The organism is Nocardia sp. NPDC046763 (assembly GCF_040645495.1).
GTDB lineage: Bacteria > Actinomycetota > Actinomycetes > Mycobacteriales > Mycobacteriaceae > Nocardia.
This window is the reverse complement of the sequence record NZ_JBEYYI010000003.1, coordinates 390,822-412,718: the sequence shown is the minus strand read 5'-3', so window position 1 is coordinate 412,718 and position 21,897 is coordinate 390,822. Positions and strand designations below refer to the sequence as shown.

At 70.6% G+C, this 21,897-nt stretch carries 9 protein-coding genes; 2 read left to right on the top strand and 7 right to left on the bottom strand.

Annotation, left to right across the window (positions count from 1 at the left end; genetic code table 11):
- Window positions 1–23 precede the first annotated feature (23 nt).
- The 4 genes from ABZ909_RS06950 to ABZ909_RS06935 all read right to left on the bottom strand — a co-directional run bounded on the left by ABZ909_RS06950 (window position 24) and on the right by ABZ909_RS06935 (window position 18,612).
- Window positions 24–1,016 (bottom strand): ATP-binding cassette domain-containing protein, encoded by a 993-nt coding sequence (locus tag ABZ909_RS06950; protein ID WP_356996758.1) that lies wholly within the window; start codon window positions 1,014–1,016, stop codon window positions 24–26.
- Window positions 1,013–14,665 (bottom strand): amino acid adenylation domain-containing protein, encoded by a 13,653-nt coding sequence (locus tag ABZ909_RS06945; protein WP_356996756.1) that lies wholly within the window; start codon window positions 14,663–14,665, stop codon window positions 1,013–1,015. Before ABZ909_RS06945 ends, ABZ909_RS06950 begins: the two co-directional genes overlap by 4 nt.
- Before the next feature lie 406 nt (window positions 14,666–15,071).
- Window positions 15,072–17,027, bottom strand: a complete 1,956-nt coding sequence (gene lnt / locus ABZ909_RS06940; protein WP_356996754.1) for an apolipoprotein N-acyltransferase — start codon at window positions 17,025–17,027, stop codon at window positions 15,072–15,074.
- Window positions 17,017–18,612, bottom strand: a complete 1,596-nt coding sequence (locus ABZ909_RS06935) for an amidohydrolase (RefSeq protein ID WP_356996753.1) — start codon at window positions 18,610–18,612, stop codon at window positions 17,017–17,019. The genes lnt and ABZ909_RS06935 overlap by 11 nt, the downstream gene beginning before the upstream one ends.
- A gap of 96 nt (window positions 18,613–18,708) precedes the next feature.
- Here ABZ909_RS06935 and ABZ909_RS06930 point away from each other — a divergent pair, with 96 nt between their 5' ends.
- A complete protein-coding gene (locus ABZ909_RS06930; protein WP_356996751.1) occupies window positions 18,709–18,912 on the top strand; it encodes a hypothetical protein in 204 nt (67 codons plus the stop codon).
- On the top strand, window positions 18,905–19,225 hold the full coding sequence (locus ABZ909_RS06925) for a hypothetical protein (protein ID WP_356996750.1): 321 nt from the start codon (window positions 18,905–18,907) through the stop codon (window positions 19,223–19,225). Before ABZ909_RS06930 ends, ABZ909_RS06925 begins: the two co-directional genes overlap by 8 nt.
- 109 nt (window positions 19,226–19,334) lie before the next feature.
- On the opposite strand, the gene ABZ909_RS06920 is transcribed toward ABZ909_RS06925, so the two are convergent.
- The 3 genes from ABZ909_RS06920 to ABZ909_RS06910 form a co-directional block, all read right to left on the bottom strand.
- Window positions 19,335–19,829 carry an FxsA family protein gene (locus ABZ909_RS06920; protein ID WP_356996748.1) on the bottom strand — a complete coding sequence of 165 codons (495 nt, stop codon included), beginning with the start codon at window positions 19,827–19,829 and terminating at the stop codon, window positions 19,335–19,337.
- An 81-nt stretch (window positions 19,830–19,910) separates the two neighbouring features.
- A complete protein-coding gene (locus ABZ909_RS06915) occupies window positions 19,911–20,573 on the bottom strand; it encodes a response regulator transcription factor (RefSeq protein ID WP_354832289.1) in 663 nt (220 codons plus the stop codon).
- A gap of 89 nt (window positions 20,574–20,662) precedes the next feature.
- Window positions 20,663–21,895: a histidine kinase gene (locus tag ABZ909_RS06910; protein WP_356996745.1), complete on the bottom strand. Its 1,233-nt coding sequence runs from the start codon at window positions 21,893–21,895 to the stop codon at window positions 20,663–20,665.
- Window positions 21,896–21,897 lie beyond the last annotated feature (2 nt).

Sequence of the window (21,897 nt, the reverse complement as noted above, 5' to 3'; positions counted from 1 at the left end):
TTCCGGTTCGGCGGGGAGGGTCGTCACGACAGGATCTCCTCTTGGACAGACTCGGGGGCGGGGACGGCCGGCTTGCGTTCGCCGGATTTGCCGGTGAGGGAAAGGAATACGTCGTCGAGGGTGGGCCGGTCCACGACGGCGTCGACCACGTGCACCCCGGCGTCGTCGAGGCGGCGCAGCGCCTCCACCATGGTGCGGGTGCCGTCGCCGACCACCACGGTGACCGCGACGGCGCCCTCGTCGAATTCGGCTTCGCCGATGCCCACCTCACCCAGCACCTGCTGCGCGGGGGCAGGATCCTGCCCGGGAGCGAGGGTGACGGTGAGCTTGTCGCCGCCGATGGACGTCTTCAGTTCGTCGGCCGAACCGCGGGCGATGACCCGCCCGTGATCGATGACGGTGATGCGGTCGGCGAGGAGGTCGGCCTCCTCCAGGTACTGGGTGGTGAGCAGCACGGTGGTGCCGTCGTCGACAAGTTCGCCGATGACACGCCACATGTCGAGGCGCCCGCGCGGATCCAGACCGGTGGTCGGCTCGTCCAGCACGACCACCGGGGGCCGGCACACCAACGCCCCCGCCAGGTCCAGCCGGCGGGCCATACCGCCGGAGTAGGTGCCCGCCCGCCGCCCGGCCGCGTGGTCGAGGCCGAGGGCGGTGAGCAGTTCGGTAGCGCGTTCAGCGGCCCGTTTGTGGTTCATGCCGTACAACCGGGCCACCATGCGCAGGTTCTCGAACCCGGACAGATTGGCGTCGATGGCCGCGTACTGGCCCGACAGGCCGATCCGGGTGCGAACCCGGGCCGGATGCTTCAGCACGTCCACTCCTGTGACGTGCACAGAGCCCGCGCTCGGGCGCAGCAGGGTGGTGACGATGCGGACCGTGGTGGTCTTGCCCGCGCCGTTGGGCCCGAGCAGTCCCATCACAGTGCCGGACGGGATCTCGAGATCGATACCGTCCAGCACCCGCACCTTGCCGTAATACTTCACCAGCCCTTGGATTTCCACGGCCAGACTCATCGCATACCCTCCCGCCGGGCTCGGATGGCTGCCAGCTGATCCCGCAACGCCGGCCCGATGACGGCGAGGGATTCGGGCGTTGTCATGCCGGCGTGCGTGCAGCGCACCAGCTGATCGTGCACCGCACCGGTGACGTAGGGCTGCCAGGACGCGGCACAGCGGTCCGGGTCGGCCCGGTTGATCTCGTCGTCGGCGGCGGTGAAGAACAGCAGATCACCGTCGAAGACGCGGGGCCGGAACCCGTGCGCCTGCGCCGCGCCGTTCTCGTATCCGGTGTAGAGCCGTTCCAGGTGCTCGACGGTGAGCGCCGCGAACGGCCCGGATCGCCCGCGGAGCAGTTCGGCCGCCTCGGTGAGCGTCATGCGCGAATCGATGTCGGCGTCACCGCCGAGCAGGTCGGAACCGAATTCGGCGACCACGGCGGCCACCGACGGCACCGCCTCCTCGAGCCACCGATCCGACAGCTGGTAGCTGTCCATCAGGGCCAGCAGCGCGACCTCGTCACCGGCCTCCTGCAGCTGTACGGCCATCTCGTGGGCGATGAGCCCGCCCAGCGACCAGCCCAGCACCTGGTAGGGGCCCGTGGGCTGCACCGACTTCATGTGCGCCACATAGTGTTTCGCAGCTTCGGCGATGGTGCGGTGACTGTCCTCCCCGGCCACGTGCGGGGCCTGCAGGCCGTATACGGGCTGCTCCTGCGGCAGATGCGACAGCAGCCCGGCGAAGCACCAGGACAGGCCGATGGCCGGATGAACGCAGAACAGCGGCGGCACACCGGAATCGGCGACCGCCCGCAGCGGCAGCACCGCGCCCAGGGCCGCGGTCAGCGCGGCGCCCGCGTCGCCCGCGGCGGCGGCGAGCCGCGCGGCGATGGCGGCCGGGCTGGACTCGCCGAACATGGCCTGCACCGGTAGGTCGATGCCGCCAGCCCGCAGCTGGGCCACCACCTTGGTGGCCAGCAGCGAGTTGCCGCCGAGTTCGAAGAACCCGTCGTCGGCGCCGACCTGTTCGACACCCAGCACGTCGGCGAAGGCGGTGCACAGCGCCTCCTCCATCGGGGTGGCGGGGGCCCGGTAGCCCTCGCGGGCCGCGAACACCGGTTCCGGCAATGCCTTCCGGTCGAGCTTGCCGACCGGGGACAGCGGCACCCGGTCCAGCAGCATGATCGACTGCGGGACCATGTAGTTGGGCACCAGTGCGGCCACGTGCGCGGTCAGCTCGGCGGTGGTGGGCGCGGTTCCGGTGCGCGGCTTCACATACGACACCAGCGCGGTGGAGCCGGCCGGGGTACGGTGCCCGATGGTGGTGGCGAACTCCACCTCCGGGTGCTTGGCGAGCGCCGCGTCGATCTCGCCGAGCTCGATGCGGAAGCCGCGGATCTTGACCTGGTGGTCGGTGCGGCCGTAGTACTCCAGATCCCTTGCGCTGCCCTCGCTTTCGAGCCAGCGGACCAGATCTCCGGTGCGATACATGCGCTCACCGGGCTTGCCGAACGGGTTGGCCACGAAGCGCTGGGCGGTCAGGCCCGGGCGGCGCAGGTAGCCGCGCGCCAGCGCCGCGCCGGCCAGGTGCAGTTCACCGGTGACCCCGGCCGGGGTCGGGTGCAGGCGCGCGTCGAGCACGGTCGCGCCGACCCCGCGGATGGGTCCGCCGATGGTGATCGGCCCGCCGGGTGTCATGGGGTGCGAGATCACAGTGACGATGGTGGTCTCCGTCGGCCCGTACACGTTGTAGAACTTGCGGCCCGGGGCCCACCGGCTGACCAGGTCCGGTGGCAGCGCCTCACCGCCGACCAGCACATGCCGCAGCGCGGTCACGCCGGCCGGATCGACGGTGCCCAGCGCCGAGGTGGTGATGAAGGCATGGGTGATGCCCTCCTCGATGAACACCTGCCCCAGTTCCTGCCCGCCGACCACGCCCGGCGGGCTGATCACCAGGGTGGCGGCTCCGCCGAGAGCGAACAGCAGATCCAGCATGGCGGCGTCGAAACTCGGTGTGGCGAAGTGCAGGACCCGGCAGCCGGGGCCGACGTCGAAGCGCTGCGCGGTCTCGGCGGCGAAGTTGGACAGGCCGCCGTGGGTGACGACCACGCCCTTGGGGATGCCGGTGGAGCCGGAGGTGTAGATGACGTAGGCCGGGTTGTGCATGCGCAGCGGCACGGTGCGTTCGGCGTCATGGATCGGCGCGTCGGAGGTGGCGAGCACCCGCCGCCGGAACGACGGCGCGTCCAGCATCGTCCAGTTGGCTCCGTCGGGCATGCGCTCCCGGTAGCCGGACAGCGTGATGCCCACGGCCGCACCGGAATCCAGCAGCATGTGGCTGATGCGCTGCTCCGGATAGTTGGGGTCGACGGGCACGAACGCGGCGCCGGCCTTGGCGATGGCCAGCATCACCGCCACCGATTCGGCCGAACGCGGAATCCCCATGGCGACCAGGGTTTCCGGGCCCACGCCGTAGCCGATGAGTACGCGGGCCAGCCGGTTGGTCCAGCGGTCCAGAGCGTCGTAGGAGATCTGGGTGCCGGCGGAGCGGACCGCGATGGCGGACCGGTTGAGGTTGGCCGCGGCCTCGAACACCTCCGGGAAGGTGATGGACTGGCCGGGCTCGGTGCCGCGCACCGGTGCCAGCGCCGACCACTCGGCCGAGTCCAGCAGGTCCAGATCGCCCACGGCGGTGGCCGGATGCGCGGCGGCCGCGGCCAGCAGCCGCACGAAGCGCTGTGCCAGCCGCTGCGCGGTCGCCGCCTCGAACAGGTCGGACGCGTAGTTCACCGACACCGTGATGCCGTCGGGTTCGCGGCGCGGCGTCCAGGATTCGGTGAGGGTGAACTGCAGGTCGAACTTGGCGATGCCCGGGTCGGCGTCGTCGGCCTCGATGCGCATGGCGGGCAGCTCCAGCACCTGCGCGGGCTGGTTCTGCACCGACAGCATGATCTGGAACATCGGGTGATGTGCCTGGGAGCGCACCGGATTCAGCACCTCGACCAGGCGCTCGAACGGCACGTCGGCGTTGGCGAAGGCCTCCAGGTCGGTGTTGCGGACCGCGCGTAGCAGGTCGCCGAATGCGGCACCGCCGTCGATGTGGGTGCGCAGCACCAGGGTGCCGACGAACATGCCGACCAGGCGGTCCAGCTTCGGATGTCCGCGTCCCGCAATGGCTGTGCCGACCGTGATGTCGTCGCCGTGCGTCAGGCGATGCAGCAGTACGACGAGTGCCGCGTGCAGCACCATGAACATGGTGACGCCGTGTTCGGCTGCCAGCACCTGCAATTCGCGGTGGGTGAAAGCGTCGAGCTTGCACTCCACCGTGCCGCCCCGGTAGGTCGGCACCGGCGGCCGTGGCCGGTCGGCGGGAACGGAGAGCAGTTCCGGCATGCCGTCGAGGGCGCGTCGCCAGTAGTCGAGCTGGCGGCTGATCACCGAATCCGGATCATCCTCGCGACCCAGCACATCCTGCTGCCACAGCGTGTAATCGGCGTACTGGATGGGCAGTTCGGGCCATTCCGGGGTCTGCTTGCCGGTGTGCGCCCGGTACGCGGCGGCCACATCGGCGGCCAGCGGCTGCAGCGACCAGCCGTCCATGGCGATGTGGTGCACGACCAGCACAAGCACATGCTCGGAATTGCTGCCGGTCAGGCGCAGCAGGGCCGCACGCACCGGCACGCTGGTGGCCAAATCGAAACCGCCGGCGGTGACGCGGCGGATCTCGCCGGGCACCTCGTCCGCGGCGACCGTCCGCACCGGCAGGCCGACCACCCCCTCGCCCGGATCCAGGATCCGCTGGCAGGGTTCGCCGTCGATCTCCGGGAAGACGGTGCGCAGGATCTCGTGACGGTCCTGGACGGCGTGCAGGGCTGCGCGCAGTGCCGGGATGTCCAGCTCGCCGTGCAGGCGCAGGGCAACCGGAACGTTGTAGGCGCCCAGTGCTTCTCCGTGCTCGCCGGCGTTGAACTTCTCCAGGAACCACAGCCGCCGCTGGGCCGCGGAGAGCGGGATCCGCGCGGGCCGGGTGCGCCGGCGCGGTTCCGGCCGCAGATCCGCCGAGGAGGATCCGGCATCCAGGGCGGCGGCGAGTCCGGCCACGGTGGGCGCGGCGAAGACCGACCGCACCTCGAGTCGCACCCCGGTGGCGGTGGCCAGCCGGGCCACCAATTGGGTGGCCAGCAGCGAGTTTCCGCCGATCTCGAAGAAGCTGTCGTCCGCGCCCAGGGCCTCGGTGCCGACCAGCTCCCCCATCACCTCGGCGACCAGGCGCTCGGTGTCGGACTCCGGCTCCCGTGAGACCCCGGCAACGACGGCCCTGGGTTCCGGCAGCGCGTCGCGATCGAGCTTGCCGACCGGAGTGAGCGGAATGTGGTCGAGCAGGGCGAGGGCGCTGGGCACCATGTGCGCCGGCAGGTGCGCCGCGCAGTGGGCACGCAGCTCCTCGGGGTCGGGCGCGGCGGCGAGGTCCATGGGCAGCACGAACGACACGATGCGGCGCGCGCCGGCGATCTCACGAACCTCGGTGTGGGAGAAGCGGATTGCGCGGTGGGCGGTGAGCACGCCGTCGATCTCGCCCAGCTCGATACGGAAACCACGCAGCTTCACCTGGTGGTCGCTACGACCCAGGTAGACGATGTCACCGTCGCCGGTCCAGCGCACCACGTCGCCGGTGCGGTAGAGGCACGAGCCCTCCGGGCCGTACGGGTCCGCGACGAACCGGGAGGCGGTGAGATCGAACCGCTCGAAATAGCCGCGCGCACAACCCTGTCCGCCGATGTACAGCTCGCCGGGCACTCCGACCGGGACCGGGCGCAGGCGCTCGTCCAGGACCACGGCACGGGCACCGCGGACCAGGTTGCCGATGGTGATGGGCTCGCCGACCCTCAACGGCCCGGCAATGGCGACCACGATGGTGGTCTCCGTCGGGCCGTACACATTGAACATCATGCGGCCGGGGGCCCAGCGCGCCACCAGTTCCGGTCCCAGGACCTCGCCGCCGGCCATGATCGCGCGCAGGTGCGGTAGCGGCCAGCGGTCCCGGTCGATGGTCGCCAGCGCGGCCGGGGTAATGAAGGTGTGGCTGACCTGTTCGCGGTCCATGAACGCGGCCAGTTCGTCGCCGCCGTACACATCGGGCGGGACGATGATCATGGTCGCGCCCGCGCAGATCGCGAACAGCAGGTCGTAGACGGAGGCGTCGAAGCTCGGGGACGCGAAATGCATGGTCCGCGAGTCACGGTCGACCCGCGCACGCTCGCGGACCTCGTCGGCGAAATTGGACAGGCCGCCGTGGGTGACGGCCACGCCCTTGGGTTTTCCGACCGAGCCGGAGGTGTAGATGATGTACGCCAGATCCGTGGTCCACAGGGTGGCGGTGCGTTCGGCGTCGGTGATCGGGCCGTCCTCGAGGGCCTCGAGTTCTTCGAGCAGTACGGCGTCGTCGAGCAGCAGCCACTGCACACTGTCGTCGCCGCCGGCGGCGTGGAGCCGGTCGGCGTGCTCGGTCATGCTGATACCCACCCGGCAGCTGGAGTCGGTGAGCATGTGCTGCACCCGGTCCGCCGGATAGTTGGGGTCCACCGGCACGAACGCCGCACCGCACTTGGTGACGGCCAACGCCGTCAGCACCGACTCCGCCGACCGGACCAGGCCCAGCGCCACCCGGTCCCCCGGGCCCAGGCCGCGGTGGATCAGAGCCCGCGCCAAGCGGTTCGAGTACACGTCGGATTCCAGGTAGGTGAGCTCGATGTCGTCGGAACGCAGGAACACCCGGTCGGCATTGAGGTGCGCGGTGGCCGCGAAGTAGGCGGCCAGGCTGCACTGCGGTTCCGGCGCGGGACCCCAGGCCGGGGTGAACATGTTGTGCTCGAGTTCGGTACGCGCGTCGATGTCGCGGACGCGCACGTGCGGGTCGGCGGTGACGGCGCCGAACACCTTGACCAGACGCTCGACCAGGGTGCCGACCGTCGCCTGGTCGAAAAGCTCGGCGGCGTAGACGAATTCGAAGACCCGCTGGTCCTCGCCCGCGCCGGGCAGCACCCGCAGCTCCAGATCGAACTTGGCCAGCGCGATATCGAGTTCCTCGGCCTGCAGCGACAAACCCGGCAGCCGCAGCGCGGGCACCGGGGCGTCCTGCACGGTCAGCGCGACCTGCAGCAGCGGGCTCGCGCCGTAGCGGCGCTGCCGGGCGTCCGCGGCCTGCAGTTCCTCCACGACCCGCTCGTAGGGCACCTCGGCATGCGCCATGGCGGCGAGTTCGGTGTCGCGGTCGGCCTGCAGCAGTTCGGCGAAGCTGCGGTCGGGGTCCACATCCGAGCGCAGGATCAGCGTGTTGACGAACATGCCGACCAGATCGTCGAGGCGGGTGTCGGTGCGCCCGGCCACCGCGGTACCGACGACCACGTCGCGGCCGCCGGTGACCACGCGCAGCAGCACGGCCACCGTGGAGCGCAGCACCATGAACAGGCTGACGCCGTGTGCCCGCGCGACCTCGGCGAGCCTGCGCTGCACGGCTTCCGGCACCTCGAACCGCACCGATCCGGCCCGCTGGGTGGGTTCGGCCGGGCGGGGCCGGTCGTAGGGCAGCGGCAGCTCCCCGGGCAGGTCGGCCAGCGCGGTGCGCCAGTAGGCCAGCTGGGTGGCGGCGGCGCTCTCGGCGTCGTCCTCCGTGCCGAGAATGTCGCGCTGCCACAGGCTGAAGTCGGCGTACTGCACCGGCAACGGCGTCCAGGTGGGCGCAGCACCACCGTGGCGGGCGGTGTAGGCGATGGCCAGGTCCCGGGTGAGCGGGCCCAGCGACCAGCCGTCGGCGGCGATGTGGTGCAGCGCGATGCCAACCAGGTGCCGGCGGGTTCCGGTGCGCAGCAAGGTGATCCGCAGCGGGATCTCGCGGGTCAGGTCGAAGCCGCGGCGCGCCAGCGAGCGCAGGGTGTGACGCGCGCCGACCTCGTCGGTCTCCACCACGTCCAGCGCCGGCAGGCACCGTGCCAGGTCCAGCACCACCTGGTAGGCGCCCTGATCGTCCTCCGGGAAGACGGTGCGCAGCACCTCGTGACGCTCCACCACATCGGCCAGGGCCGCCCGCAACGCGCCGATATCCGGATCGCCATCGATCCGCAGCACGAATGCGATGTTGTAAGCGCTGGATTCGGGGGAATATCTGTTGAGGAACCACAGCCGCTGCTGCGGCAGCGACAGTGGCACGCGCTCCGGGCGCGGCGTACGCACAGCCAGCGCTACACGCTGGGCCCGGGGCGCTTCCGCCAGCCGTGCGGCCACTCCGGACACCGTCGGCAGCTCGAAGATGTCGCGCACCGGCAGCTCCACCCCGAACTCGCTGTGCAGGGCCGCGGTCAGGCGGGTGGCCAGCAGGGAGTTGCCGCCGATCTCGAAGAAGTTGTCCTCCGCACCGGGCGTGATGCCGCCCAGCACACTGCCGAAGACCAGTGCGACCTGTTGCTCCAGTTCGGTTTCCGGGGCGCGGGTGGGCGCGGCGGCCACGAACTCCGGTGCGGGCAGCGCCTTGCGGTCCAGCTTGCCGGTCGGGGAGACCGGTAGGGCATCGAGCACGGTGACCGCGGCGGGCACCATGTAGCCGGGCAGCCGTCCGCGCGCGGTCTCGAGCACCGCGGCCGGGTCCAGCTCGGTGTCGGCGGTGAGATAGGCCACCAGACGCGGGATTCCGCGCTCGTCGTGGTGAACGATGGTGAGCGCGAAGGTGACTCCCGGATGCGTGGCCAGCACGTGGTCGATCTCGCGCAGTTCGATCCGGAAGCCGCGGATCTTGATCTGATCGTCGGCCCGGCCCAGGAAGCGCAGCTGTCCCTCCCGGTCGGCGACCACGAGATCGCCGGTGCGATACATGCGTTCACCGCGCCGCCCGTGCGGATTGGCCGGGAAGTGTTGCGCGGTCAGGCCGTACCGGCCCAGGTAGCCGCGCGCCAGGCCGGGACCGGACAGGTACAGCTCGCCGGCCACGCCCGGCGGTACCGGTTGCAGGCGGCCGTCGAGCACGAACAGCCGCATACCGCGCACCGGCCCGCCGATCGGCACCGGCCGGCCCGCGAGCATGGGCCCGGTTGCGGTGGCGGCGACCGTAGCCTCGGAGGGCCCGTACATGTTGTGCATGCGCCGCGCCGGGAGTCCGGGCCGGGAGTCCGGTGCGGTCCAGACCTCGACGAGGTCCTCGGGGCAGGCCTCCCCGCCGACGATGACGGCCTCCAGCTCCGGCAGGTCGCCGGCGGGTACGGTGGCCAGGGCGGCGGGCGTGACGAAGGCGTGCGTCACATGCTCCTCGCGCAAGATGCGCGCCAGCTCGGCGCCGCCGAAGACGCCCGCGGGCACCACCACGATGGTGGCCCCGGCCGCGAAACCGAGCAGCAGCTCCAGCACCGAGGCATCGAAGCTGGGCGACGAGAAGTGCAGGGTGCGAGCCGAATCGGTGACCTTGAACAGGTGCATCTGCTCGTGCGCCAGCGAGGCGATGCCCCCGTTGGTGACCACCACGGCCTTGGGCTTGCCAGTTGAACCCGAGGTGTAGATCAGGTAGGCCGGGCCGCCGACGCGCAGCGGGTGGTGCCGGTCCGCGTCGGTGACCGGGGTGTCGGGGAACTGCGCACACTCCTGCGCGAGCTGCTCGGAGCCGAGCAGCAGCCAGTCGACGTAGCTCTTGCGGTGGCGGCCCCGATTGCCGGGCCAGGTGGTCGGCATGCTCTCGTGCCGTTCGGCATTGGTGAGGCCCAGCATGGCGCCGGAATCGGCGAGCATGTGGGCGATGCGGTCGGCCGGATAGTCGGGGTCGACGGGCACGTACGCGGCACCGGTCTTGGCCACCGCCCACACCGCGAGGATGCTCTCCAGGCTGCGCGGCAGCGCGATCGCCACCACCACCTCCGGGCCCGCGCCGTGCTCGATCAGCACCCGCGCCAGGCGGTTCGAGCGTTCGTCCAGCTCCCGGTAGGTCGTGTCGACGCCGAGGTAGCGGACCGCGACCGCGTCGGGCACGCGCTCGGCGGTGTCGCTGAGCAGCCGGGCCAGGGTGATGCTGGGCTCGGCGGGGGCACCCATGATGGGCACCAGCTTCGCGATCTCCCGGCCGTCCAGCAGCGGCAGGTCGCCGACCGGCGTGGACGGTTCGGCGACGGCGGCGGCCAGTATCGCGCCGAAGCGCCGCGCGATGGTCTCCACCGTGGTCCGGTCGAAAACATCGGCGGCATAACCGAATTCGGCGGTGAATCCGGCGTCCTTCGCGGGGATGCCGGCGGGTTCGTGGACGGTCAGCTGCAGATCGAACTTGGCGACGTCGGTGGCCAGGGGCACCACCTCGGCCTCCACACCGGGCAGGTCGACGTCCGGCTCGGCATTGCTGTCGTAGGACAGCATCACCTGGAACAGGGGGTGGCGGGCGGCCGAGCGCTCGGGATTGACCACCTCGACGAGCCGCTCGAAGGGCACGTCGGCATTGGCCAAGGCATTGAGGTCGGTTTCGCGGACCTCGGCGAGCATGCGGTCGAAGCCGGCAGCCGGGTCCACCCGGGTGCGCAGCACGAGGGTGTTGACGAACATGCCGACCAGATCGTCGAGCGCCGGATCGCTGCGCCCGGCGATCGGGGTGCCGATCACGATGTCGGTGGTGTTGCACAGGCGCGCGAGCACCGTGGCCAGCGCGGCGTGCAGGACCATGAAGGTGCTGACCCCGCGTGCGGCGGCCACGCCGGCCAGGGCCCGGCGGGTCTGCGCGGAGATGCCGAACTCGACGGTGCCGCCGGCGGTGCTGCGGTGCCGCGGGCGGGGGCGGTCCAGTGGCAGGTCCAGCTGGTCGGGTAGGTCGGCGAGCGCGGCGCGCCAGAAGGCGAGCTGCCGGGCCAGGGCACTGGCCGGGGCGGCCTCGTCGCCGAGCAGTTCCCGTTGCCACAGTGCGAAATCCGCGTACTGCACCGGCAGCGGCGTCCACTGCGGCGCCACGCCCTGGGCGCGGGCAGCGACCGCGGTGATGATGTCGCGGCTCAAGGGGGCGATGGACCAGCCGTCGCAGCTGATGTGGTGCAACACCACCAGGAACAGGTGGGTGCCGGGCCCGGTGGCGTACAGCGCCACCCGGACCGGGGCCTGGCTGCGCAGATCGAAGCCGTACCCGGCGAATTCGCTCGCCAGCGCGACGGCGTCCCCGCCCGTGGCGTCGATGGGATCGAGGGTGAGCGGGATCTCCGAGGCCGGGTGCACCCGCTGGCAGGGCCCGTCAGGGGTGTCGGGGAAGGTGGTGCGCAGGCTCTCGTGTCGTTCCAGCACATCCACCAGGCCGGCCCGCAGCGCCGGAATATCAAGGGGCCCGGTCAGTTTCACCGCGAAGGCCATATTGTAGGCCGCCGCGTGCTCGGCGAACCGGTTCAGGATCCACAACCGCTGCTGGGCCAGCGACAGCGGAATCTGTTGCGGCCGTTGCCCGGCCACCAGTTTCGGGGAGGTGTTCTCCGGTTCTTCGGCCGAGAGCCGTGTGGCCAGCGCGGTGACGGTCGACGTTTCGAACAGATCGCGGATGGTGAGGGACGCGCCGAGGGCCGCGTTCACGCGCGCGACCGCCCGGGCGCCGGTCAGCGAGTTGCCGCCCAGGTCGAAGAAGCTGTCCTCGACGTCGAATTCGTCGGTGCCCAGCACCTCGGCAAAGATGGCGGTGAGCTGGCGTTCCATGGCGGTGCGGGGGGCGGCAACGGGCCGGGCCGGGCGGCGGGCGCCCGCCTCGGGTGCGGGCAGGGCCTTGCGGTCCACCTTGCCATTGGCGCTGAGCGGTAGTTTGTCGAGCACCATCAGGAACGACGGCACCATGTAGCTGGGTAGGGTCCGGCGCAACGCGGCGGTGAGGTCGGAGGCGTCGAGGGCGCCGACGCCGGGCGCGGCCACGACGTAGCCCAGAAGCTCGTCCCCGCTGCGGCCGCGGCGGGCCACGCACACGGCGCGCGCGACGCGGGCGTCGGCCAGCAGGACGGCCTCGATCTCGCCTAGTTCGATCCGCAGGCCGCGCACCTTGACCTGGAAGTCGCTGCGGCCCAGGTATTCCAGGACGCCGGCGGTGCCCGTGCCGCGCCAGCGCACCAGGTCGCCGGTGCGGTACATGCGGGCGCCGGGGGTGAACGGGTTGGCCACGAAACGGTCGGCGGTGAGGGCGCCGCGGCCCACATAGCCCCGGGCCAGCTGCACACCGGCCAGGTACAACTCACCCACGACGCCCGGGGCGACCGGCTGGAGTCGGGCGTCCAGCACATAGGTGCGGGTGTTCCAGATGGGCGAGCCGATCGGAACGTCGGTGCTGCCCGGAGTGCAGTGCCAGGCGGTGACGTCGACGGCGGCCTCGGTCGGGCCGTACAGGTTGTGCAGCTCCGGCGCGCTGGCACCGGTGCCGAGGGCGGCGTGGAAATCGGCGACGGTGGCCGCGGGCAGCGCCTCACCGGAGCAGAAGACCCGCGACAGTCCGGTGCAGCCCCGCACATCGGTGTCGGTGAGGAACACCGACAGCATGGACGGCACGAAATGCGCGGTGGTGACGCCCTTTTCATTGATGATGCGGGCCAGATACGCGGGATCGCGGTGCCCGTCGGGGACGGCGATGACCAAGCGGGCCCCGATCTGCAAGGGCCAGAAGAACTCCCACACCGAGACGTCGAAGGTGGCGGGGGTCTTCTGCAATACCACGTCGGAGGAGTCGAGCGGGTAAGCGTCCTGCATCCAGCGCAGCCGGTTCACGATGGCGGCATGGGTGATGCCGACGCCCTTGGGCTCGCCGGTGGAGCCGGAGGTGAAGATGACGTACGCGAGGTGGTCGGGACGCAGCGGCGCAGTCCGATCGGTGTCGGTGACCGGGTGGCCCGGGTGCCGCGACACATCCGCGGTGTCGATGTCGAATCGCGGTGCGGTGCCGGGCATGTCGAGCTTGTCGCGCGAAGCGGTGAGTACGCACAGCGGCCGGGCCTGGTCGAGGATGGCCCCGATGCGGTCGGCCGGGTGGTCGGGGTCGATGGGCAGGTAGGCGGCGCCCGCCTTGACGATGGCGTACATGCCGACCAGCAGGTCGAGGCTGCGGCGGACGGCCAGGCCGACCAGGGTGTCGGGTCCCGCGCCGCGAGCAATGAGTTCGCGGGCCAGCTGGTTGGCGCGCTCGTCGAAGGCGGCGTAGGTGAGGGTCACGCCCTCGTAGTCGAGCGCGATCCGGTCGGCCGAGGCGGCGGCCCGGTCGGCGAACAGCCCGGCCAAGGTGCCCTCCTGGCGGGCCACCTGGGTCGAATTCCATTCGTGCAGTACGCGTTCGCGTTCCGGATCGGTGAGCACCGGCATGTCGACGACCGGCGTCTCCGGGTCGGCGGACACGAAGCGGACCAGGTAATCCAGCAGCCGGCTGTGGTGCGCGGTGAGTTCGGCATCGCTGTAGAGGCGCGGGTTGCCCTCGAAGTCGATGTGGATGTGACCGCCGAGACCGTTGTACAGGTTGATCGACAGGTCCTCGACCGGGCCGGTGGACAGAACGTTGATGGAACCCATCAGGCTGCCGAACTTCAGCTCGCTGTGGAAGAGCATGAGGTTGACCATGGGGCCGAAGAAGCCGCGGGCGTCGCGCGAATAGCCGCAGTCCCGGCGGATGTCGTCGCTGCGATAGCGCTGGTGACGCAGGGCGCCGGTGATCTGCAGCTCGACCGCGCGCACGGTGTCGGCGACGGTGTGGGTGTCGGTGAACTGCACGCGGATGGGCACCACGTTCGAGACCACACCGCTGGAACGGCGCAGCGCCACGGTGGTGCGCGCGGACACGGGCAGGCTCAGCACCACGTCCTGGGTGCCGGTGACGGCCCGCACGTAACCGGCCAGGGCGGCCACGAACAGCGCGGAGCTGTTGGAGCCGAACGCGGTCGCGGCCGCCTCGACGGCGGCCTGGGCATCATCGGCGAGCACGGCGGTCGTGCTGCGGCGGCCGGCGTCGGACACCGCGGGCAGCATTCCGTTGCTGGACAGGGTGATCGGCTCGCCGGCCCCGTCGAGCTGCTGGCGCCAGTAGTCGCTGTCGGTGACGAAGCGGCTGGTCTCGCGGTAGCGGTTCTCGTCGGAGTAGATGGTGGCCAGCGGGGTGGCCCGGGAGTTCGCCGGCTCGTCGTGAGCTTCGAGGGCCGTATAGATCTCCGCGGCGCGCGCGGTGGCGTTCATGGCGCCGTAGCCGTCGATGACGATGTGGTGGCCGCGGCTGTACCAGATCCAGTCGGAGTCGCCGACCTGCAGCACCACATTGGTGGTGAGCGGGTCGCGTTCGATGTCGATGGGTGAGCTGGCGTGCTCGTTCATCCAGGCGAGGGCCGCGGCGCGCGGGTCGGCTTCGGCGCGCAGGTCGTAGCGGGCCCAGCCGGGCCGCCAGTGGAAGTCGACCAGCTGGTGCGGCACCCCGTCGATCTCGAGCAGGCGCACGTGCCCGCATTCGGTCTCGGCTCCGTAGCGCTCGATGGCGTATAGCAGGCGGCCGACGTCCAGATCGCCGTGAATCTCGACGTATTGCGCGATGGTGAGGGGGATGTCGGGCCGGATGCGCTGGGCGTACCAGAGAGCCGACTGCGCGGGAGAGAGCGCGAAGGGTTGAGCCGAGAATTCACCCGAAGAACATTGGTCGACATGGTCGGTGGCCAATGAACTCATCAAAGAACTCCGTTCTGCCGCTGTAGACGCAACTCCCCTAGCCCCGAAAATCGATCACGGCCCGTCCCCGATGGCCCCGCGATCGCGCGCATGCGCAAGCCGTAGGACGTGATCCACGTCCTATGATTCGGAGCATCCCGCCGAGTGGATCGGTGGTGATCTCGAGTCGTCCGCAACGAACAGGCGTTGACGGCGCGAAGATTAAGTTCAGTTACCTAATAGCAACCTTCACGAGAATTACTTAACCCGCCTAAGGAAACAGCACGACCACAGACATGGTGGAGACTCCAACAAGCCCTGGCAATGAACTGGCGAATCTCTCTCGCCGATGCGGGACGGCCCTCTCACACGTGCCCGCGGGTAATACGCCGGAATAGCCTCCGGGATCAGATCCGGTCGATCGGGGTCACAGGTGCTGTGCCCGCCGCCTGATCAGCGCCGCCGCAGTGGCAGCCGCGGCAAGGATACACATGATTGCCTCCGGCGCGGGCCCGAAACGAGTGGCAAATGTCGTGTTGTTCCGCAACGGCAACGTCGCTACCAGTGCCGCAGGCTCGAATTGCGGCGTCTGTTGCCGGATCACGCCGTCGGCGGTGATCATCGCGCTGACACCGGTGGTCACCGAGACCACCACTGCGCGCCCGTGTTCCACCGCCCGCACCCGTGACATGGCCAGCTGCTGATAGGTCATCTCGCTGCGGCCGAAGGTGGCGTTGTTGGACGGGACCGCGAGCAGCTGCGCGCCGGCGCGCACGGATTCCTCGAAGGCGCGGTCGAAGACCACCTCGTAGCAGGTGGCCACACCGATGGCGACCGGGGCGCCGCCGGTGAACGGCTGCGCGCGCACCACGCCGTCGCCCTTTCCGGGGACGAAATAGCCTGCACGGTCCGCGTATTCGGAGAAGTGCCGGAAGAAGTTGCGGTACGGGAGGTATTCGCCGAAGGGCTGGATGATCTTCTTGTCGTGCCGCTCCCCCGGTCCGGCGTCGGCGTTCCAGACGATGACCGAGTTGGTGGTGGTGCGGTCGTCGTTGACGAGCACCGCGCCGACCAGGATGGGGGCCTTCACATCCTTGGACGCCTGCGAGATCTCCTGGGCCGCATCGTCGTTGCGCAGGGGATCGATATCGGAGGAGTTCTCCGGCCAGATCACCACGTCCGGCTGCGGGGCCCGGCCGGCCGCGATGTCGCGGGCCAGTTCCTCGGTGCGCTTGACGTGATTGTCGAGAACCGCGCGACGCTGGGCGTTGAAGTCCAGGCCCAGGCGCGGCACGCTGCCCTGGATGGCGGCGACCGTGATCGGCCGGTTGCCGTCCTCCGGGCCGGGCAGCGCGGTCCGGAGGATCACTCCGGTGAGGGGAACTATAGCCACAAGCATTGCCGCAGCAACAATCCGGTTCCAGGATGTGGGACGGATAGCCCCCGATCTGGGAGAATCAGAGGTGGCCGCGATCGCCTCCCCACCATCCTCCGCATCCGCTGTGAGGCGGCGCAGCAAACTCAGCGCGAGCCATGCCAGCCCGGCGCCGGTGAGTGCCACCGCGAAGCTCACCAGCGGCGCGCCACCCACCATCGCGAAGGGCAGATACCACCCGTCGGCCTGACCGAAAGCCAGTTTCCCCCAGGGGAACCCGCCGAACGGGAAGCTGGCCCGCGCCCACTCGGTCAACGACCACACCGTCGCCACCCACAGCGGCCATCCGGGCAGCGTCGCCACCCACCGCGTCAGCAGCCCGAACAGTCCTACATACACGGCACACACGGTCGACAGGGCGATCCACGGCACCGGACCGACGTAGATCCCGGTCCACGGCAGCAGCGGCAGGAAGAACGCCAGTCCGGCCATGAACCCGAACCCGAATCCCCCACGCGCCCGGCAGGTTCCGCGTACGGCGAGGGTCAGCACGGCGATCCCGACCGGAGCCAGGTACCACAGCGTCCGGGGCGGGAAGCTCGCGTACAGCAGCAGCCCCGCCACGGCCGCAGACAGCAAACGCGTCAGCCGGGGCCACGCCGTCGCTACTGCGATCGCTCGCGCCGCCACCCCGGGCCGAGACTCCGGCGCGGACGCGACCACGGCCCGTGCGACCGTCGAAATGCCCTCGCCCTCATCGCCTTCCGATGCCGCGTCGACGGCGCGATCTCCGTCACGCTCGGCCCCTGAAGCCGCCACGGGATCCTGATCCTCGTCGGATGTGCCGGTCCGAGAGACCGTGTCCGCATTGCCGGCGGCCGATGGTCCCGAGCCGGTAGTTGCTTCGGGGCCGGGACCGTCGGCCTCGGGAGCTCCGGGATCCGGCGTGGCCGGTCCGGTGGAATGCTGTGCGGCGGTGCGGTTCTCGGAGTCGGGCTCAGGCTTCATGAATGGTGACTCCGCGGTGCACGGTGCGCAGGCAGCGCGGCAGGGTGGCGTCCGGGGTGAGGGGCGGGAGGCCGGGGACGCGGGAGCGGGGGTCGGTGGACCAGCGCTGCACGGTATCCGCGGCGGCCGCGACGACGAGCTCGCGGGCGTCCCAGATGGCATAGGAGGCAGGGGCTCCCGGGACGAGGGTGCCGGCGACGCCGTCGCGGACGCCGCCGGCGCGCCAGGCGCCGCGGGTGGCCGCGGCGAAGGCGGCCCGCGGAGAGATCTGATGGCCCGGGGTGCGGTGGTTGACCGCGGCGCGGATGGCCTCCCACGGGTTCAGGGCGATGACCGGCGCGTCGGAGCCGATGGCGAGGGAGATGCCCGCGGCGGCCATGGCGGCGAACGGGTTGAGGGTGGCGGCGCGTTCGGCGCCGAGGCGGGTGGCGTACATGCCGTGCGGGCCACCCCAGGCGGCGTCGAATCCCGGTTGGACGCTGGCGATCACGCCCCAGGCGGCGAGCTTCTCGATCTGGTCGGCGGTCATCATCTCCGCGTGTTCGAGGCGGTGCCCCCGGGAGGCGACGGCCGGGCCGCCGAGCTCGCCCACGACCCGCTCGAATCCGGCGACGACCGCGTCCATGGCGGCGTCGCCGATGACGTGGAAGCCAGTCTGGATGCCGGCCTCGGTGCACGCGAACACGTGCGCGGCGATGGCCTCGGTGTCGAGGTAGGCGGTGCCGGTGGTGTCGCGGTCGGCATAGGGTTCGCGCAGCCACGCGGTGTGCGAGCCGAGCGCCCCGTCCACGAACAGATCGCCGCCGAGGGCGTGCACGCCGAGTTCCTTGACCAGCGTGCGGGCTTCGTCGGCGGTGCGCACGGCCTGTCCCCAGTAGGCGCGTACCTCGACGCCGTGCCCGAATTCGAGGAGTTCCCGCACGTCGTCGACGCCGGAGATCTCGGGTCCCGCGCATTCGTGCACGGCCACAACACCATTGGCGGCCGCCGCGTCCAGCGCGACCTGCCGGGCGGCATTCCGCTGTGCCCGGTTCAGCGCGCCCAGCGCGGCCCCGCGCACGCGATGGTGGGCGTCCGCGCGCAGCGGCTCACCGCGGGTGAACCCGGTCGCCTCGGTGATGCCGGGTACCACGGCCAGCAGTGCGGTGGAGGCCACCGCCGAATGTGCGTCCACGCGAGCCAGGTACACCTGGCGTCCCGGCGCGGCGGCGTCGATCTCCTCGCGTGCCGGCGGCCGGCCGTCGGCCCAGGTGGTCTCGTCCCAGCCTTCGCCGAGGATCACCCCGTCCGGGTGCGCAGCGGCGAACTCCCGCACCAGTTGCAGGCATTCGCTCAGCGAACGGGCCTGTGCCAGATCGAGTCCCGTGAGCTTCAGCCCCAGCGCGGTCACGTGCACGTGCGGGTCCACGAACCCGGGCGCCACGAACGCCCCGTCCAGCTCGATGATCTCGGCGTCCGGATGCAATGCCCGCCCCGGCTTGTCCAACCCCACCCACACCACGGTGCCGTCACTGACGGCCATGGCCGTCGCGTCAGGATTGCTCGAACTGTAGACACGACCGCCGACAAGCAACTGGGTACTCACGGGTCTCCAGTCTGCCCGACGCGCCTGCCGCGCCGACAACCGCACTGCACACCGGAGACCCCCACCCCGGTAGTACCTTGGTGCTACCTTCGTGGCATGAAGATCTCCGTCTCACTTCCCGATGATCGTGTGACCGAGCTGATCAAGCAACAGCCGAACGTATCGGATTTCCTCTATCGTGCCGCTCGCCGCATGCTCGTGGCCGAGGAACTGGCCGCACTGACGCCCGACACCGAGGCCGACGTGTTTGCGGAAGCGTCCGAAGCGGCGTCATCCGAGGCCTGGGCCGCCGATGAGTGACGTCCCCGGCATCCAGGGTGAGATCTGGAAGCTGAGCGGTATCCGCGACATCGTGCACACGGTCGTCGTACTCGACTCGGTGCCACACGTCGTCCGGGGCGGCCTCATCGCGGTGGCGATGGTGATACCCACCCGCGAGGCCCCCAATCCCCGTGCGCTACTGACCGTTCCGATCGCAGGCACCGATCAGGCCGTGGCTGTTTTCCGGCTCGCCACCTTCAGCGCGTCCTTGTTCCTCGAGAAGATCGGGATGCTCGATCCAGCAACGCTCGAGAATGTGCGAATGGCGCTGCGAGCTCGTTTCGACCTCTAGCCGCTCGTCGCCGGACGGCCCCCACGACTCCTGCTCGGGAATGTCATCACCCCGGTGCGCGATCGGCTCCGAGGCCGGGACGCACCGGGGTGAGGGAGAGCGGTGTGGGTCAGCGGGGGTCGATCATCTTGTACCCGTTGCCCTGGCCGTCGTCGTAGTACTCGGTCACGACGGTGGCGTCGATGACCTCGCCGTCGGGGTCGATGACGACATTGCGGTAGCCGTAGGGGCCGACCGCGGTGGCGACGCGGCTCAGGCGGCGGGCGGCGAAGGCGGCCACGACCGGGCGGAACAGGAAGCGGGTGAAGGGCAGCAGGGCGAGCAGACCCAGGGCGGTGGTGAGCAGGCCGGGCACGAACATGAGGACCGCGCCGACCGCGACCAGGGCACCGTCGGCGACGGCGGCGCTGGGTTCGAGTTCACCGCGGGCCGCGCGGCGGAAGCTCTGGAACACGCGCCGGCCCTGCGAGCGCACCAGCACCAGACCCACGGCCGAGCCCGCCAGCAGCAGCAGGATGGTCGGGAACACGCCGATGAAGTGGCCGACCACGACGAGGGTGGCGATCTCGGCGACGAACCAGGCGAGGAACAAGAGGGCAGGCATCGGGCGATCCTTTCGATCGATCTACCCGTGCAACGCGCGACGCCGCGGATTTTCTCCCGGATGCGTCGCCGGTCACACCCGCTAGGCGCTGCCCGGCCGCACCAGCCCGGTCTCGTAGGCCAGCACCACGGCCTGAACCCGGTCGCGCAGGCCGAGTTTGGTGAGCACCCGGCCGACGTGGGTCTTCACCGTGGCCTCGGACAGGAACAGCGCACCGGCGATCTCGGCGTTGGAGCGTCCGGCGGCGATGTGTTCGAGGACCTCGCGTTCGCGGGCGGTGAGCACGTCGAGGACGCGGGGATCGCGCCCGGCGGCCGGGTCCTCGGCGATGAGGCGGTCCAGCAGCCGCTTGGTCACCTTGGGCGAGACCACCGCATCCCCCGCGGCGACACTGCGAATCGCGGAGATCAGATCCTCCGGCGGCGTGTCCTTGAGCAGGAAGCCGCTGGCCCCGGCGCGCAGCGCGCCCAGTGCGTGCTCGTCGAGATCGAAGGTGGTCATCACCAGAACCCGGCTCCCGCACCCGGATTCGATGATCCGCGCCGTCGCGGTCACCCCGTCGGTCACCGGCATCCGCACATCCATCAGCACGACATCGGGCCGCAGCTCCCCCGCCCGCGCGATGGCGGTGGCCCCGTTGTCCGCCTCCCCCACCACCTCGAGGTCGGGGTGCGCACCGAGCACCATCCGCAGTCCGGCCCGCATGAGCTCCTGGTCATCGACAACGAGAACGGTGATCGGCACCCTCACAACCTATCCGGCCGCCCGGTGCGGTGGTGTGCGCGGGCCGGGGCCGATCGCGGCACGCTCCGGTCGTCGCAGGTGAGGGGCGATCAGTCGGGGACGTCACGGTCCAGGGGGATGGTGGCGCGGACGGTCCAGCCGCCGTGGGGGTTTCGGCCCGCGGTGAGGGTACCGCCGAGGACGGCGATGCGTTCGCGCTTGCCGACCAGGCCGAGGCCGCTGCCGGGGATGCGGGACGGGGGCGGGAGGGCGGTGAGTGTGGTTGGGGCACTGGAGGATCCGCAGCCGCCGGGGCTGGTCGCGGGCTCCACGGGGGCACCGCCGGAGTCGGTGATGTCGAGCAGGACGTCGGCGGCGCGGCGGGTGACGCGGACCTCGGCGTGCGGGTCGGGGCCGGCGTGGCGGAGGGTGTTGGTGAGCGATTCCTGGACGATGCGGTGAATGCCCAGACTGACCTCGGGGGTGACGGTGTCCAGTTCGCCGCTGAGTTCGAGGGAGACGTCCAGGCCCGCACTGCGCATCATGTCGACGACCTTGGCGATGCCGGCGGTGCCGTGCTGCGGAAGTTGTTCGGGCGCATGCTCGGTGCGCAGCAGTTCGACGGTGCGGCGCAGTTCGCGCAGGGCGTCGCGACCGGTGCCGGCAATGGTGGCGAGCGCCTGTTCGGCGGTGTCCGGGTCGTGACGCAGGGCGTAGCGGGCACCGTCGGCCTGCACGATGATGACGCTGACCGCGTGCGCGACCACGTCGTGCAGTTCGCGGGCGATACGGGTGCGTTCGGCGGCGACCGCATCGTGGGCCCGGCGTTCGCGGTCGTAGTCGGCGACGGCGAGGCGGGCGGCGACCTCGGCGTCGTAGGCGTGGCGGGCGCCGACGAATTCGGCCAGCGTCCAGCACAGCGCGTAATAGAGGGCGGTGAAGGCGATGTCGGTGCCCGACGGTTTGCCGATGGTGGCCGCCGAGATGAGGCTGTCGAGCAGCAGGATGCCAAGGTAGAGCAGACCTTGGCGGCGGCCGACATACGCGACCAGGGTGTAGAGCATGATGCCCAGCCCGAGCAGCGCCGGATGGACGGACGTGTCGCCGACCGCCCCGTGCACCAGTGAGGTCGCGATGGACAGCAGCACCACTGCGAGCGCCGCGGCGCGGGTGTGGGTGCGGCGGAACACGATCGGCAGCGGCAGCAGCACACTGAAGACCAGGTAGGTCGGCTTGTGATGACTGTTGCTCAGGGCGAGCACATCGATGGTGAGCAGCAGCAGCGCCACCACGGAATCGGTGATCAGCGGCTTGCCGCGCAGCCACAAACTGAACCGGCGCACCC